The organism is Nocardioides sp. SRI_004, from assembly GCF_057586415.1.
This window is the reverse complement of record NZ_JBYCZV010000028.1, coordinates 1-13,867: the sequence shown is the minus strand read 5'-3', so window position 1 is coordinate 13,867 and position 13,867 is coordinate 1. Positions and strand designations below refer to the sequence as shown.

Here is a 13,867-nt window from a genome sequence, read left to right as displayed (position 1 = left end):
CAGTGGCGCTTGGAGTTCGCTTGCGGTCGGCTGGGGTCCGCTACGGGCGGCGCGGGGTCGGCCGTCGGAGCGGACTCAGTCGACCGCGACCGAGCCCACGAAGCGGGCGAGCGCGGCCAGCTCGGGGATGTCGCCGGCCTCCTCGAGGGTCGTGCGCAGCACGTCGTCGTGGAGCGGGCGGGCCTTCTCGAGCAGCGCCCGGCCGGCGGGGGTGAGCTCGGTGTAGATGCCGCGCCGGTCGTCGGCGCACAGGATCCGGGTGAGCAGGCCGCGGTTCTCGAGGCGGGTCACCAGCCGGGTGGTCGCGGAGGCGGAGAGGGCGGCGGCGCGGGCCAGCTGCTGCATCCGCATGTGCCAGCCGTCCTGGCGGCTGAGCGCGTCGAGCACCGTGAACTCGACGACCGAGAGCTGGTGCTCGGCCTGCAGCGCCTTCTCCAGCGCGGCCTCGATCAGGCCGTGCACGGCGGCCAGCGTGCGCCAGCCCTGCGCGCGGATCTCGACGGCGTCGTCGGCGATGCCCATGGGTCCTCCTCGGTCAGTGACCACCAGCATACCCGGGTTGCGCGGGTAGTGCGCGTGTGCAACTATCAATACGAGGCGCGTGCAACTAATGCACGCGCCGACTATCGACAGACGCAACCCGTCTCCGCACCGTCCCCACCCAGGAGCAACTTCCATGCCCGTCGCACTGCTCGCCCTCGCGATCGGAGGGTTCGGCATCGGCCTCACCGAGTTCGTGATCATGGGCCTGCTGCCCGAGGTCGCCGACGACTTCTCCGTCACCGAGACCACCGCCGGCTACCTGATCTCCGGCTACGCCCTCAGCGTCGCGGTCGGCGCCGTCGCGCTCACCCTCGCGCTGACCCGCATCCCCCGCAAGACCGCGCTGCTCGGCCTGATGGTCCTCTTCATCCTCGGCAACCTGATCTCCGCGATCGCCCCCGACTACGGCACGATGATGGCCGGCCGCGTGGTCGCCGCCCTGTGCCACGGCGCCTTCTTCGGCATCGGCTCGGTCGTCGCCGCGCAGCTGGTCGCCCCCGACCGCAGGGCGAGCGCCATCGCCTTCATGTTCGGCGGGCTCACCCTCGCCAACGTCCTCGGCGTCCCGCTCGGCACCCTGCTCGGCCAGGCCGCCGGCTGGCGCTCGACCTTCTGGGCGATCACCGTCATCGGCGTCGCCGCGTTCGTGGGCATCGCCGCGCTCGTCCCCGCTCGCACCGGTTCCGGCGAGGCCGCGTCGGCCGGCGTGCGCGCCGAGCTGTCGGCGTTCGCCAGCCCGCAGGTGTGGCTCTCCATCGCGGTCACCGTGCTCGGCTACGGCGGCATGTTCGGCGGCTTCACCTACATCGCGTTCACCCTCACCGAGGTCAGCGGCTTCGCGTCGGGTGCCGTCCCGCTCCTGCTGGTGCTCTTCGGTGTCGGCCTCTTCGTCGGCAACCTGTACGGCGGCCGCGCCGCCGACCGCGACCTCGTCCGCACCCTGCAGGTCGCCCTCGCCGCGCTGACCGCCGTGCTCGCCGTGTTCGCCCTCACCGCCGGCAGCCAGGTGCTGACCGTCGTCATGCTGGTCCTCATGGGCGCCGTCGGCTTCGGCACCGTGCCCGGCCTGCAGATGCGGGTGATGGCGTACGCCGACCGCGCACCCACGCTCGCCTCCGGCGCCAACATCGCCGCCTTCAACGTCGGCAACGCGCTCGGTGCCTGGGTCGGCGGCCTGACCCTCGCCGCCGGGCTCGGCTACACCTCCCCGCTGTGGGCCGGCGCCGGCGTGACCGCGCTCGGCCTCCTCGTCCTGCTCGTCGCGGTCCGGGCCCCGGGCGGCGAGCGCCGCGCGGTCCCCGTCCCGGTCGCGGCCGCAGCCTGACCGTCGTACCCCTGAAGGAGAGAAGAACATGAGCACCATCCCCACCGTCACCCTCGCCAACGGCGTCGCCATGCCGCAGGTCGGCTTCGGCGTCTTCCAGGTGCCCGACGACGACACCGAGGCGGCCGTGAGCGCCGCGCTCGAGGCCGGCTACCGCAGCATCGACACGGCCGCCGTCTACGGCAACGAGCGGGGCGTCGGCCGCGCGATCGCGGCGTCCGGCATCGCGCGCGACGAGCTGTTCGTGACCACCAAGCTGTGGAACTCCGACCACGAGCGCCCGCTCGAGGCCTACGAGCGCAGCGTCGAGCTGCTCGGCCTCGACCCCGACCTCTACCTCATCCACTGGCCCACCCCCGGCCGCGACCTCTACGTCGCCGCGTGGCAGGGCCTCGAGGAGCTGTACGCCGCCGGCCGCGTCCGCGCGATCGGCGTCAGCAACTTCCTGCCGGAGCACCTCGACCGGATCGTCGCCCTCGGCGGCACGGTCCCCGCGGTCAACCAGGTGGAGCTCCACCCGGCGCTGCAGCAGCGCTCGGTCCAGGCCGCGGACGCTCGCCACGGCATCGTCACCGAGGCCTGGAGCCCGCTCGCGCAGGGCGCCGTCCTCGCCGACCCCGCCATCACCGGTATCGCCTCGAGGCTCGGTCGCACGCCCGCCCAGGTCATCCTGCGCTGGCACCTCCAGCAGGGCCGCGTCGTGATCCCGAAGTCGGTCACGCCGTCGCGGATCGCGGAGAACCTGGACCTGTTCGGCTTCGAGCTCACCGACGCCGACCTCGGCGCGATCGATGCGCTCGAGCGCGACGGCCGCACGGGTCCGCACCCGGCGGAGTTCGACGCGGCGTGACCGGTCCTGGTTTGCCACGCAACTACCGAAATTGTCGTGGATCGGCCCTGAGCACCACGAATTTGGTTGGTGCGTGACCCCCCCTCAGGAGCCCCCGCGTCCGGCGCCCAGCGTCTCCGGGGTGTGCAGCCGGACCAGGAACCGCCGGGCGTGCGCAGGTGCGCGCCCGGCGGTGGCCAGCGAGACGACGACCATCACCGCGAAGGCCAGCGGCACGCTCCACGCCGCGGGCTGGGTGAGCAGGGCTCCGCTCCAGCCGGACGCGTCGACGCCGGCGAGGTTGAGCACCGCGGCGCCGCCGGCGCCGAAGCCGCCCGCCGCGAGGCCGGCCAGCGCTCCCGCGTCGGTGAGGCCGCGCCACCAGATCCCGAGCACCAGCAAAGGGCAGAAAGTCGACGCGGCCACGGCGAAAGCGAGCCCGACAGACTGGGCGACGCCGACCTCGCCGACGACCAGCGCCACCAGCAGGGGTACGACGACCGCCACCGCCGCCGCGAGCCGGAAGGCCGTCGCGACGGAGGCCCGCTCCCCGACCAGCCGGTTGGTCACGTCCTGCGTCACCACGCCGGAGACCGCGATCGCCAGGCCGGACGCGGTCGACAGGAAGGCCGCGAAGGCGCCGGCGGTCACCAGGCCGGTGAGCAGCTCGCCGCCCCAGCCGTGCAGCATCAGCCGCGGCAGCTCCAGCACGAGGACGTCGGCGTGGCCCTCGCGGACCAGCCGGTCGCCGTACACGCGGCCCAGGGCGGCGTACACGGGCGGCCAGAGGTAGAAGAGGCCGAGCAGCGCCAGCACGGCGAGGGTGGTGCGGCGGGCGCCGCGGCCGTCGGGGTTGGTGTAGAAGCGCACGACCACGTGGGGCAGGCCCATCGTGCCGAGGAAGAGCGCGATGACCAGCGAGTACGTCGAGTAGAGGCCGACCGCGCCGCCACCGGCGACCGGGTCCGACCACTCGCCGCCGACGCCCGCGCCCGTCGGCCGGCCGTCGCCCCACCACACGACGAGCAGCACCATGGCGGGGACGAGGATCGCGGTCAGCTTGAGCCAGTACTGGAAGGCCTGGACGAAGGTGATCGACCGCATCCCGCCGGACATCACGTTGACCAGCACCACCAGCCCGACGATCACCGGACCGACCCACTCGGGCGCGCCGATCGCGGACTCCAGCGTGATGCCGGCGCCCTTGAACTGCGGCACGAGGTAGAGCCAGCCGACACCGACCACGAGCAGCGAGGACGCCGCCCGCACCCAGCGGGAGCCGAGGCGCGCCTCGGCGAAGTCGGGCAGCGTGTAGGCGCCCGAGCGGCGCAGCGGAGCGGCGACCAGCACGAGCAGGACGAGATAGCCGGCGGTCCAGCCGACGGGGTACCACAGCACGTCGGCGCCGCCGAGGAGCAGCAATCCGGCGACGCCGAGGAAGGATGCGGCGGAGAGGTACTCCCCGCCGATGGCCGACGCGTTGAGCCGCGGGCGCACGGTGCGCGAGGCGACGAAGAAGTCGCTCGTCGTACGGGAGAAGCGCAGTCCCCACGTGCCGATCGCGACCGTCGCGACGGTGACCGCGAGGACCGCGACCAAGCCGGGGACGGCGTCGGTGCTCACGACGACTCCTCCGAGCCGCCCTGGACCAGGTCCGCGAAGTCCTGCTCGTTGCGCTCGACGCTGCGCACGTAGCGCCAGCCGAGCAGCAGCAGGAACGGGTAGACGACGACGCCCAGCAGCAGCCACGCGAGCGGCGCGCCCGCCACCTCGACGTCCACCAGGCCGGGCCACAGGTGGAAGGCCAGCGGCAGGAGGCCGAGGGTCAGCCCCAGCGCCGTGAGTACGGCGAGGGCGAGGCCGAGCTGCTCGCGCAGCAGCGAGCGCAGGTAGACGTCGCCCAGCGCGGTCTGCTCGTGGACGTCGCCGAGCCGGCTGGCCGGCCGGCCGGACGTGGTGTGCCGGGGCGGCCCGGTGACGCGGACCCGCTCGGTCATGGGCCGGCCATCCTCAGCCCCCGGCCCGGGCGCGGCGGACCAACACGTCGCGCAGGGCGCGGGTGTGCCGTCGGCTGACCGGCAGCTCGGTGTCGCCGACCATGACCGACGTGCGCCCCGACTCCGTGCGGACCTCGGTGACGTGGGCGAGCGCGACCAGCAGGGAGCGGTGGATCCGGTGGAAGCCGGCCTCGGCCCACTGCTCCTCCAGTGTCGTCAGCGGCACCCGCACCAGGTAGGCCTCGCCGGCGCTCGTGTGGAGGCGGGCGTAGTCGCCCTGCGCCTCGACGTGGGTGATGTCGCCGCGGTCGACGAAGCGGGTGACCCCGCCGCGCTCCACCGCGACCTGGGTGTCGGGGGCGGCCGGGGGCGGCGCGCCGGCGGCGAGGACGCGGCGTACCGCCTCGGCGAGCCGCTCCGGGCGCACCGGCTTGAGCACGTAGTCGACGGCGTGCAGGTCGAAGGCGTCGACCGCGTGCTTCTCGTGCGCGGTGACGAAGACGACCGGCGGCGGCTGCTTGAACCGGCCGAGCACCTCGGCCAGCTCGAGCCCGCTGAGGCCGGGCATCTGGATGTCGAGGAAGACGCAGTCGACCTCGCGCTCGCGCAGCAGCCGCAGGCTGTCGGTCGCCGACTGGCACGCCACCACCTCGCCCACCCGCGGGTCGGCGTCGAGCAGGTAGGTCAGCTCGTCGAGGGCGGGCCGCTCGTCGTCCACGACGAGGACCCGCAGGCCCGCGCTCACACGGTCACCCCCGCCGCGAACTTCGGCACCCGCACGATCACCTTGGTCCCGGCACCCGGAGCGGTCTCCACGACGAGACCGTAGTCGTCGCCGAAGGTCGCGCGCAGCCGCGCGTCCACGTTGCCCAGGCCGATGGAGTCGAGCGAGGCGTCGCCGGCGAGCGCGCGGCGTACCCGCTCGGGGTCCTCTCCGACGCCGTTGTCCTCGACCTCGATCACCGCCTCGTGCCCGCGGTCGTGGGCGTTGATGGTGAGCAGGCCGGTCTGGTCGGCGCCCTCGAGGCCGTGGCGGACGGCGTTCTCGACGAGCGGCTGGATGCACAGGAACGGTACGACGACCGGCAGCACCTCCGGCGCCACGTTGAGCGTGACCTGGAGCCGGTCGCCGAAGCGCGCCTGCTCCAGCAGGAGATAGCGCTCGATCGAGTTCAGCTCCTCGGCGAGGGTGGTGAACTCGCCGTGCCGGCGGAAGGAGTAGCGGGTGAAGTCGGCGAACTCGAGCAGCAGCTCGCGGGCCCGGTCGGGGTCGGTGCGCACGAAGCTGGCGATCGCGTTGAGCGAGTTGTAGACGAAGTGCGGGCTGATCTGGGCCCGCAGCGCACGCACCTCGGCCTCGATCATCCGGTTGCGGTGGGCGTCGAGCTCGGCGAGCGCGAGCTGTCCCGACACCCACTCGGCGACCTCCTCGGTCGCCCGCACCAGGCCGGCCGTCGGCGTCGGCGAGAAGGCCTGCACCGTCCCGAGCACCCGGCCCTCCACCACCAGCGGGCTCACCACGCCGGTGCGCACCGGGCAGCCCGCCTCGGTGCAGCCGAGCTGGGCACGGTCGACCGTGCGGGTGCTGCCCTTCTCGATCGCGAGCAGCCCGACCACGGCGGCCTGGTCGACGTGGTGGCCGCCGACGCCGTCCCATGCGAGCACCGCCTCGGTGTCGGTGATCGCCAGGGCGGGCGTGCCGAGCAGGGTGCGCAGGTGGCGGATCGCCCGCTCGGCGCTGGTCGTGGTCAGGCCCTCGCGCAGGGCCGGGGAGGCGAGGGAGGCCTGGTGCAGCGCGCGGAACGCGGCCCGGTCGGCATCGCTGCCGAGGTGCCCGCGTCGCCACAGCCGTCCGCCCCGCATCCCCCCATCCTGCCGCGCGGACGGCGCATTGCTCACGCGCGGCGCGCGATTACTCATCCCGGCGCCCGTCGCCTACTCAAACGGCCCGTTGGGTAATGACGGTGGTCCTCCGGCGCCCCTAGCGTCCCGGCCATGCTCAAGCTCCTGGCCCCGGCGGCCACCCTCGCCGCCGCCCTCGTCCTCGTCCCGGCGACCGCCGACGCCGCCCCGACCTGCGGTGGCAAGGCGGTGACCATCGACCTCAACGTCACGCCCGGCGCGGCCCCGACGGCCGGCGACGACGTCATCCTCGGTACGCCCGGGAATGACCTGATCAACGGCTCGGGCGGCAACGACACCATCTGCGGTGGTGACAGCGACGACGAGATCGACGGGGGTGCCGGCGCCGACCTCGTCCTCGGTGGGAACGGGGCGGACCTCGTCGACGGTGGCACCGAGGCGGACGAGCTGCGCGGCGGGGCAGGAGACGACCACCTCCTGGGCGGAGACGGCTCTGCCCAGGACGTGATCCGTGGCGACTCCGGCAACGACGCCGTGAACGGCGGCCTCGGCGACGACGATCTCGCCGGCGGGCTCGGGAACGACCTGGTCTTCCACCTCGGCGCGCAGGCCGGGGTGACCGTCGACCTCGCCGCGGGCCAGGCCGACGGCGCCATGGGCTCGGACACCCTCGCCGGGTTCGAGACCGTGCACGGCACCGCCTACTCCGACACCATCTACGGCTCGGACCGCGCCGAGCTGATCCTGGGTGGCAGCGACCTCGACTTCCTCTACGGCCGTGGCGGTGACGACGACCTGCGGGGCTGGGAAGGTGCGGACACGGTCGACGGCGGCGAGGGCAACGACCTCGTCAGCGGCGGAGCCGGCGCGGACACCCTCCGCGGCGGACCGGGCGACGACACCGTGAGCTATGACGACGCCCCTTCGGCGGTGACGGTCGCCCTGATGGCCGGCCAGGCAAGCGGGGGTGACGGCACCGACGTCCTGCAGCAGCTCGAGAACGTCGTCGGCTCCGCGTTCGCAGACCAGCTCCACGGGACACCGTCTGCGAACCGGCTGGACGGCCGTGCCGGCAACGACTACCTCTCCGGGGTCGACGGGAACGACCGGCTCGAGGGTGGGGAGGGTGCGGACGTCCTTGCCGGCGACAGCGGGGCCGACCTGTTGCGGGGTGGGGCCGGCGACGACCAGTTCCACGGTGACGCGGGCGACGACCGGCTCTACGGTGGGGACGGCGACGACGTGCTGCGGGGTGCGGGGAACGACGACCGCTTGTACGGCGAGGCCGGGCACGACCGGCTCGAGGGCGGCAGCGGCGCCGACCTGCTGGCCGGTGGCTCCGGTGCGGACACGCTCGCAGGCGACGACGGCGACGACATCCTGCAGCCGGGTGCCGGCGACGACGACCTCCAGGGTGGTGGGGGCGCGGACACCGTGTCCTATGCCGACGCCCTCGGTGCGGTCGTGGTGGACCTGCGCAAGGTGACCGGACAGAACACGGGCCACGCGGGGTGGGACACGTTGGCCGGTCTCGAGCGGCTGACGGGCTCGCGCTACGCCGACCGCCTCCACGGCACCAACGGCGCGAACCTGCTGCGCGGTGGTGCGGGCAACGACCGGCTCTACGGGCTTGGCGGCGCCGACCGGCTGTACGGCGAGGCGGGCAACGACTATCTCGATGGCAGCACCGGGGCCGACAGCTGCTCGGGCGGCACCGGGACGAACACGCTGCGCTCCTGCTGAGCCGGCCGCTGACCGGTCAGTGGGGGCCGGTCAGCGGAAGTCGATGAGCAGCATGCCCGAGTCGTCGTCGGCCGGCGGCTCGACGGCGGGGGGCGTGGCGGGGCCGGTGCCGGCCGTCAGCGGCACGGTGTCCTCGCCGACGTACTCCGCCGGCAGGGTGGGGGACGCGTCGGCGGCACCGGGCGTCGTACCGGCGTCCTGGCGGATGGTCTTCGGCTGGATGCCGACGACGGCGCGGAAGCACTCGGTGACCCAGGGCAGCTGCATGCCGTCCATGCCGCGGCCGAAGTCGTCGTAGAAGGAGACGACCTCGCGGACGCGGGAGTCCTGCCCGGTGCGCTCGAGCGTCGCGACGTCGGGCAGCGAGCGGACGAGGTCCTGGACCGAGTCGCGGTGGATGACCTGCCACTGCTTGAACGAGGCGTCCTCGGCCGGGCCGAAGTAGGGGGAGGCCTCGATCGCCTCGCCCATGCCCTCGCCGGTCGTGTGGTGGCCGATCAGGTTGCCGAGCCGCTTGACCCACGGGATCCGCTCGTCGCGGACGTTGCGGATGAGGGCGAAGGTGCCGCCGCGCTTGAGGACGCGCGCGATCTCGGGCAGCGCCTTCTCGGCGTCGAAGTGCTCGAAGGCGTCGGCGACGACCACGAGGTCGTAGGTCGCGTCGGCGGCGGGGATCTCCTCCGCGGCGGTCTGCGACACCCGCATCTCCGGCAGCCGCAGCGCGAGCCGGTCGAGCATCCGTGGGTCGGGGTCGGTGGCGTGCACGTCGTGGCCCAGCGCGACCAGGTGCTCGGTGAGCTTGCCGGTGCCGGCGCCGAGCTCGAGCACGGTGAGCGGCTGCTCGCCCGTCAGCCACTCCACGGCCTCGCGCGGGTAGCCGGGGCGACCGCGGTCGTAGGCCTCGGCCACCGCGCCGAAGCAGAGCGCGGCCGGGGTCGGGGTGGTGTCGTCGGTAGCCATCGAGCCGAGGGTACGGCGGCAGGCGGTCCGTGCGGCGGAGGCACGCCTGAGCCCGGGCGCACGCCTCAGTACCGTTGGGCCGGTGAGCACCGATCCCCACGCCTGGCTGATCTCCCTCGAGGGCGTGCCCTCCGGCTTCGCCGGCGCCCGCGACGGGATCGACGTGCTGCTGCGCGACCGCGGCCTGCGCCGCACCAGCCCCGAGCTGACGGGGGAGTCGCTGCTGCGGGGCGCCCACGCGAGCGCCGTGCTGGAGGGCTCCGCCTCCTCGCTGGCCGAGGTCCGCGCCGGGGAGGGTGACGAGATCGCCGCCGACGCGGTGCGGGTCTCGACCGAGCTGCTCTCGCTGGTGCCGGTGCTGCGCCGCCAGCCGCTCCAGGCCTTCGCCCGGATGCACACCCTGGCCGCCCGCGGCGTGCTGCCCGACGAGCTGCTCGGCCGCCCGCGCGACGGCGAGGCGGCCGCCTCCCTGCGCGCCATCGCGACGCTGGTGACCGCCCCGACCGAGGCGCCGGCGCTCGCGGTCGCCGCCGTCGTGCACGCCGAACTGGTGAGCGCCGCGCCGTTCGGCTCCCACAACGGCATCGTGGCCCGCGCGACGGAGCGGCTGCTGCTCGCCGCCCGCGGCGTCGACGAGAAGTCGCTCGTCGTACCGGAGGCGGCGCACCTCGCGCTGCGGCCGCAGTACGAGTCCAACCTGCGCGGTTGGGCCACCGGTGGCGCGGCCGGCCGGCACGCGTGGCTGCTCTACGCGACCGAGGCGTACGCGGCGGCCGCCGAGGCCAGCCCGCTGGTGCGCGACGCGGAAACACCCTGAACATGCAGGTGGCACCCGAGCCATCGAGTGTCTCGGGTGCCACCGCTGACACGTGAACCATTGGCTACCAGGCGTGCACCGTCAATTACTGCCCCGGATGTGTTCCGAGCGCCAGCGCCCTGTTAGGAAGGGTGGATCGCCGCGTGGGTACCGGGATCACGTGTTGCTCTTGAGTTCTTGATGTCCTTTGTACGCCGCCCGGCGGCCACCTTCAAGGGTTGTCTTTTGGTGCCATCCGGGGAACAGTGGCCGGTTGGGACGGGCCTTCATCCAGGCCCGGCCGGCAACGGGATCAGGCGCTGAGCGAGCGCTTGCGAGCCCCGATCCAGACCGCCGCACCGACCGCGACGACACCGCCCACGGCGAGCGCCGCGAGCGTCGGCTTCGGCGGCGGCAGGTGCAGCCGCGACTGCAGCTCGACCGGCCGGTTGAAGACCAGGACCGGCCAGCCGCGGGCGGCCGCGACCTTGCGCAGCTCCTTGTCCGGGTTGACCGCGTGCGGGAAGCCGACGGCCTCGAGCATCGGCACGTCGGTGACCGAGTCGGAGTAGCCGTAGGAGCCCTCGAGGTCGTAGCCGACGGTCTCGGCGAGCGCGCGGATCGCGTTGGCCTTCTCCTCGGCGTAGGCGTAGTAGTCGATCTCGCCGGTGTAGCGGCCGTCCTCGACCTTGAGGCGCGTGGCGACGACGCGGTCGGCGCCGAGGAGCTGGCCGATCGGCTCGACGACCTCGCTGCCGGACGTGGAGACGATGACGACGTCGCGGCCGGCGGCGTGGTGCTCGTCGATGAGGCGGACCGCCTCGTCGTACACGAGGGGGTCGACGACGTTGTGCAGGGTGTCGGCGACGATCTCGCGGACCGTGGCGACGTCCCAGCCGGCGCACAGCTGCGACATGAACTGGCGCATCTTCTCGACCTGGTCGTGGTCGGCGCCGCCGACCATGAAGACGAACTGGGCGTACGCCGAGCGCAGCACCGCCCGGCGCGAGATGAGCCCGCCGGCCTGGAAGGGCTTGCTGAACGCCAGCACGCTCGACTTGGCGATGATCGTCTTGTCGAGGTCGAAGAACGCCGCCGTGGGCGCCCTACCCGGTCGGGCCATGGAGTCATCGTAGGGAACGCCTGTCACGGGAAGGGCCATCCGTGGTCCACAGCGGGGTGTCCGGTCGTCTTTGTCCACCGTCGTCGCTGGCCGGGGCGTGGTCCTGTCGGACCGTGGCGACAACCTCGCCATGTCCCGACACACACCCCCGCCCCCGTCCGCACCCGTCCTGGTGGTGACCGCCGATGAAGCCCTGCTCGCCGCGCTGCTGCCGCTCGCCGCCGCGGCCGACGTCACGCCGACCGTCGCCCGCGACCCGCTGACCGCGCTCCGGTCCTGGGCGCGCGCACCCGTCGTCCTCGTCGGCGCCGACCTGGCCGACGAGATGCTCCGCTACACCCCCGAGCCGCATCCGCGCTCCTATGTCGTCACCCACCTGCCCGCCCCGCACGAGCTGTTCCGGACGACGCTGCGGCTCGGCGCCGAGCAGGTCGTCGAGCTGCCCGTCTCGTCCGGGTGGCTGGTCGAGCTGCTGGCCGACCTGACCGAGCGGCAGCCCGGCCGGGGGCGGGTGGTCGGCGTCATCGGCGGCACCGGTGGCGCCGGCGCCACGACCTTCGCCTGCGCCCTCGGCCAGTGGGCGGCCCGCTCCGCCCCGGCCGTCGTGATCGACTGCGACCCGCAGGGGCCCGGCCTGGACCGGATGCTCGGGGTCGAGCGGCGCGAGGGCTTCCGCTGGGACGCGCTGTGCCAGACGACGGGCCGGCTCTCGGCGCGGGCGCTGCGCGAGGCGCTGCCGCGCAGCGGGCGGCTCGGCGTGCTCTCCTGGTACGTCGACGGGCGGGTCCAGAGCCTCCAGGCGTTCGCCGCCCGCGAGGCGCTCTCCGCCGCCCGCCGGGGCCACGCCGTGGTGGTGGCCGACCTGCCGCGCTCGCCCGACCCGCTGGTCGACGAGATCGCCGCCCGGTGCGACCTGCTGCTGGTGATGACCGTCGCGAGCGTGGTCGGCGTCGCCGGGGCGGCGCGGATGCGGGCGCGCTTCGCGGAGCACGCCGACGTGGGCGTCGTACTCCGGGGGGAGGCGTTCGGCCCCGAGGAGGTGCAGCGCGCCACCGGGCTCCCGGTGGTGGTCCAGATGCGCGACCAGCGTGGGCTGGCCGAGGCCGTCGACCTCGGGCTCGGTCCGCTGCGCACCTCACGCGGTCCGCTCGCGCGGGCGGTCGCGCAGGTGCTCGGCGAGTCCGTGGACCCGCAGGCCGACAGTCAGGCGGCGGCGTGATCCCCGACGACCTGGCCGCGCTGGTCGAGGAGGTCCGGCGCCGCCTGGCGGCCGAGCCGGGGGCGCTGACGCCGCACCGGGTCGCCGACGCGCTGCGTGCCGCGGGCCGCCCGGTGGGTGACGCGACCGTGCTCGCCGTCTACGAGTGGCTGCGACGCGAGGTCGTCGGCGCCGGGCCGCTCGAGCCCCTGCTGGACCTGCCGGGCGTCACCGACGTGCTCGTCAACGGCCCGGGCCCGGTGCGGATCGACCGGGGGAGCGGGCTGGAGGAGACGTCGGTGGTGCTCGGGTCGGAGGAGGAGTGTCGCCGGCTCGCGCAACGCCTGGTCGCGAGCGGCGGCCGGCGTATCGACGACGCCGCGCCGTGGGCCGACGTACGACTCCCCGACGGCACCCGGTGCCACGCCGTCCTCGCACCGATCGCCCAGCCGGGCACGGCGATCTCGCTGCGCGTGCCGCGCCGGGGTGGGTTCTCCCTGCCCGACCTGTATGACGCCGGCGCGCTCACCGACGAGGGTCGCGACCTGCTCGGCCAGGTCGTCGCCCGCCGCCTCGCCTTCCTGGTCTCGGGCGGCACAGGCACGGGCAAGACCACCTTGCTGTCGGCGCTGCTCGGCAGCGTCGACCCGGCCGAGCGGATCGTCGTCGTCGAGGACGCAGCCGAGCTGCGGCCCGACCACCCGCAGGTCGTGGGCCTCGAGGCGCGACCGCCCAACCTGGAGGGTGCCGGCGCGGTGGCGCTGCGCGACCTGGTGCGTCAGGCCCTGCGGATGCGGCCGGACCGGCTCGTCGTCGGCGAGGTCCGCGACGCGGCGGTCGTCGACCTGATGGCGGCGATGAACACCGGCCACGAGGGTGGCTGCGGCACGCTGCACGCCAACTCCGCGGCGGACGTGCCGGCCCGGGTGGAGGCGCTCGCCCTCACCGCAGGGCTCGGCCGGGCCGCGGCGCACAGCCAGCTGGCGTCCGCGCTCGACCTGGTGCTGCACCTGGCGCGGGACCGGGCGACGGGCCGACGGCGGCTGGCGGAGATCGCCGTCCTCGTCCGGGACGACGCGGGCTGGGTCCGCACGGAGGTGGCGGTCGCGTTCGGGGCTGACGGCCTGCTGGTGCCCGGCCCGGGGTCGCGCCGCCTCTTCGACCTGCTCGACGGCAGGGCGCCGTGATGGCCGCCGTCCTGCTGGTGGCCGCGGCGGTGGGCCTGCTGGTGCCCGGATCGCGACGGGTCGCGGCCGGTCCCGGGTCCCGGACCGGCCGGCGGTGGCCGCGGTGGTGGCCGGTGCTGCCGGCCGCAGCCGCCGGGCTGGTCGCCGGCTCGCCGCGGGGTGCGACGCTCGCCGTCGTCGGTCTGGGGGTCGCCCTCGGGGCCGCGCGGCTGGTCCGCCGTGCCCGGGCCGCACGCGCGGCGTCCGCGAACCGCACCCGGGCGGTCGAGCTGTGCGACGCCGTGCAGGCCGAGCTCGCCGCCGG

General features: G+C 74.4%; 13 protein-coding genes and 1 pseudogene. 7 read left to right on the top strand and 7 right to left on the bottom strand.

The features are described 5' to 3' along the window. Positions 1-75 precede the first annotated feature (75 nt). Positions 76-522 carry a MarR family winged helix-turn-helix transcriptional regulator gene (locus AC2YHB_RS24700; protein ID WP_036543505.1) on the bottom strand — a complete coding sequence of 149 codons (447 nt, stop codon included), beginning with the start codon at positions 520-522 and terminating at the stop codon, positions 76-78. Positions 523-676: 154 nt separating this feature from the next. Between AC2YHB_RS24700 and AC2YHB_RS24695 the strand changes: the two genes are divergently transcribed. Continuing rightward, positions 677-1,867: an MFS transporter gene (locus AC2YHB_RS24695; protein ID WP_179648935.1), complete on the top strand. Its 1,191-nt coding sequence runs from the start codon at positions 677-679 to the stop codon at positions 1,865-1,867. A gap of 28 nt (positions 1,868-1,895) precedes the next feature. Further along, positions 1,896-2,717: an aldo/keto reductase gene (locus AC2YHB_RS24690; RefSeq protein WP_179648936.1), complete on the top strand. Its 822-nt coding sequence runs from the start codon at positions 1,896-1,898 to the stop codon at positions 2,715-2,717. A gap of 84 nt (positions 2,718-2,801) precedes the next feature. On the opposite strand, the gene AC2YHB_RS24685 is transcribed toward AC2YHB_RS24690, so the two are convergent. From AC2YHB_RS24685 to AC2YHB_RS24670, 4 genes are read right to left on the bottom strand one after another with little or no spacing between them, the layout of a single operon-like run. Beyond that, positions 2,802-4,319, bottom strand: coding sequence for a sodium/solute symporter (locus AC2YHB_RS24685; RefSeq protein ID WP_179648937.1), 1,518 nt, complete (start codon positions 4,317-4,319; stop codon positions 2,802-2,804). After that, positions 4,316-4,693 carry a hypothetical protein gene (locus AC2YHB_RS24680; RefSeq protein WP_179648938.1) on the bottom strand — a complete coding sequence of 126 codons (378 nt, stop codon included), beginning with the start codon at positions 4,691-4,693 and terminating at the stop codon, positions 4,316-4,318. The genes AC2YHB_RS24685 and AC2YHB_RS24680 overlap by 4 nt, the downstream gene beginning before the upstream one ends. Before the next feature lie 13 nt (positions 4,694-4,706). Then, entirely contained in the window at positions 4,707-5,438 is a 732-nt protein-coding gene (locus AC2YHB_RS24675) for a LytR/AlgR family response regulator transcription factor (RefSeq protein WP_179648939.1), read from the bottom strand. Further along, positions 5,435-6,556: a sensor histidine kinase gene (locus tag AC2YHB_RS24670; RefSeq protein ID WP_487354774.1), complete on the bottom strand. Its 1,122-nt coding sequence runs from the start codon at positions 6,554-6,556 to the stop codon at positions 5,435-5,437. The genes AC2YHB_RS24675 and AC2YHB_RS24670 overlap by 4 nt, the downstream gene beginning before the upstream one ends. Before the next feature lie 132 nt (positions 6,557-6,688). Between AC2YHB_RS24670 and AC2YHB_RS24665 the strand changes: the two genes are divergently transcribed. Beyond that, the gene (locus tag AC2YHB_RS24665) at positions 6,689-8,299 is read left to right on the top strand and encodes a calcium-binding protein (RefSeq protein WP_487354773.1); all 1,611 of its coding nucleotides are present in this window, start codon (positions 6,689-6,691) and stop codon (positions 8,297-8,299) included. Positions 8,300-8,329: 30 nt separating this feature from the next. Here AC2YHB_RS24665 and AC2YHB_RS24660 read toward each other — a convergent pair whose 3' ends face one another. Further along, a complete protein-coding gene (locus AC2YHB_RS24660) occupies positions 8,330-9,259 on the bottom strand; it encodes a class I SAM-dependent methyltransferase (RefSeq protein ID WP_487354772.1) in 930 nt (309 codons plus the stop codon). An 82-nt stretch (positions 9,260-9,341) separates the two neighbouring features. On the opposite strand from AC2YHB_RS24660, the gene AC2YHB_RS24655 reads away from it, so the two are divergent. After that, the gene (locus tag AC2YHB_RS24655; protein ID WP_179648942.1) at positions 9,342-10,076 is read left to right on the top strand and encodes an oxidoreductase; all 735 of its coding nucleotides are present in this window, start codon (positions 9,342-9,344) and stop codon (positions 10,074-10,076) included. A gap of 292 nt (positions 10,077-10,368) precedes the next feature. Here the strand turns inward: AC2YHB_RS24655 and AC2YHB_RS24650 are convergent, their stop codons facing one another. Beyond that, positions 10,369-11,178: an HAD family hydrolase gene (locus AC2YHB_RS24650; protein ID WP_036543483.1), complete on the bottom strand. Its 810-nt coding sequence runs from the start codon at positions 11,176-11,178 to the stop codon at positions 10,369-10,371. Between the two features lie 175 nt (positions 11,179-11,353). Between AC2YHB_RS24650 and ssd the strand changes: the two genes are divergently transcribed. From ssd to AC2YHB_RS24635, 3 genes and pseudogenes are all read left to right on the top strand, one after another. Next, a complete protein-coding gene (ssd, locus tag AC2YHB_RS24645; protein WP_487354771.1) occupies positions 11,354-12,397 on the top strand; it encodes a septum site-determining protein Ssd in 1,044 nt (347 codons plus the stop codon). Further along, positions 12,397-13,563, top strand: a complete 1,167-nt coding sequence (locus AC2YHB_RS24640; protein ID WP_373366965.1) for a TadA family conjugal transfer-associated ATPase — start codon at positions 12,397-12,399, stop codon at positions 13,561-13,563. Before ssd ends, AC2YHB_RS24640 begins: the two co-directional genes overlap by 1 nt. Then, a pseudogene (locus AC2YHB_RS24635) lies at positions 13,563-13,867 on the top strand (hypothetical protein); the annotation flags it as partial. The gene AC2YHB_RS24640 and the pseudogene AC2YHB_RS24635, both read left to right, overlap by 1 nt.

Coding starts and splice junctions, on each gene's coding strand:
- AC2YHB_RS24690 (WP_179648936.1), top strand. CDS start 1,896: ATGAGCACCATCCCCACCGTCACCCTCGCCAACGGCGTCGCCATGCCG.
- AC2YHB_RS24650 (WP_036543483.1), bottom strand. CDS start 11,178: ATGGCCCGACCGGGTAGGGCGCCCACGGCGGCGTTCTTCGACCTCGAC.
- AC2YHB_RS24700 (WP_036543505.1), bottom strand. CDS start 522: ATGGGCATCGCCGACGACGCCGTCGAGATCCGCGCGCAGGGCTGGCGC.
- AC2YHB_RS24665 (WP_487354773.1), top strand. CDS start 6,689: ATGCTCAAGCTCCTGGCCCCGGCGGCCACCCTCGCCGCCGCCCTCGTC.
- AC2YHB_RS24680 (WP_179648938.1), bottom strand. CDS start 4,693: ATGACCGAGCGGGTCCGCGTCACCGGGCCGCCCCGGCACACCACGTCC.
- AC2YHB_RS24670 (WP_487354774.1), bottom strand. CDS start 6,556: ATGCGGGGCGGACGGCTGTGGCGACGCGGGCACCTCGGCAGCGATGCC.
- AC2YHB_RS24660 (WP_487354772.1), bottom strand. CDS start 9,259: ATGGCTACCGACGACACCACCCCGACCCCGGCCGCGCTCTGCTTCGGC.
- AC2YHB_RS24695 (WP_179648935.1), top strand. CDS start 677: ATGCCCGTCGCACTGCTCGCCCTCGCGATCGGAGGGTTCGGCATCGGC.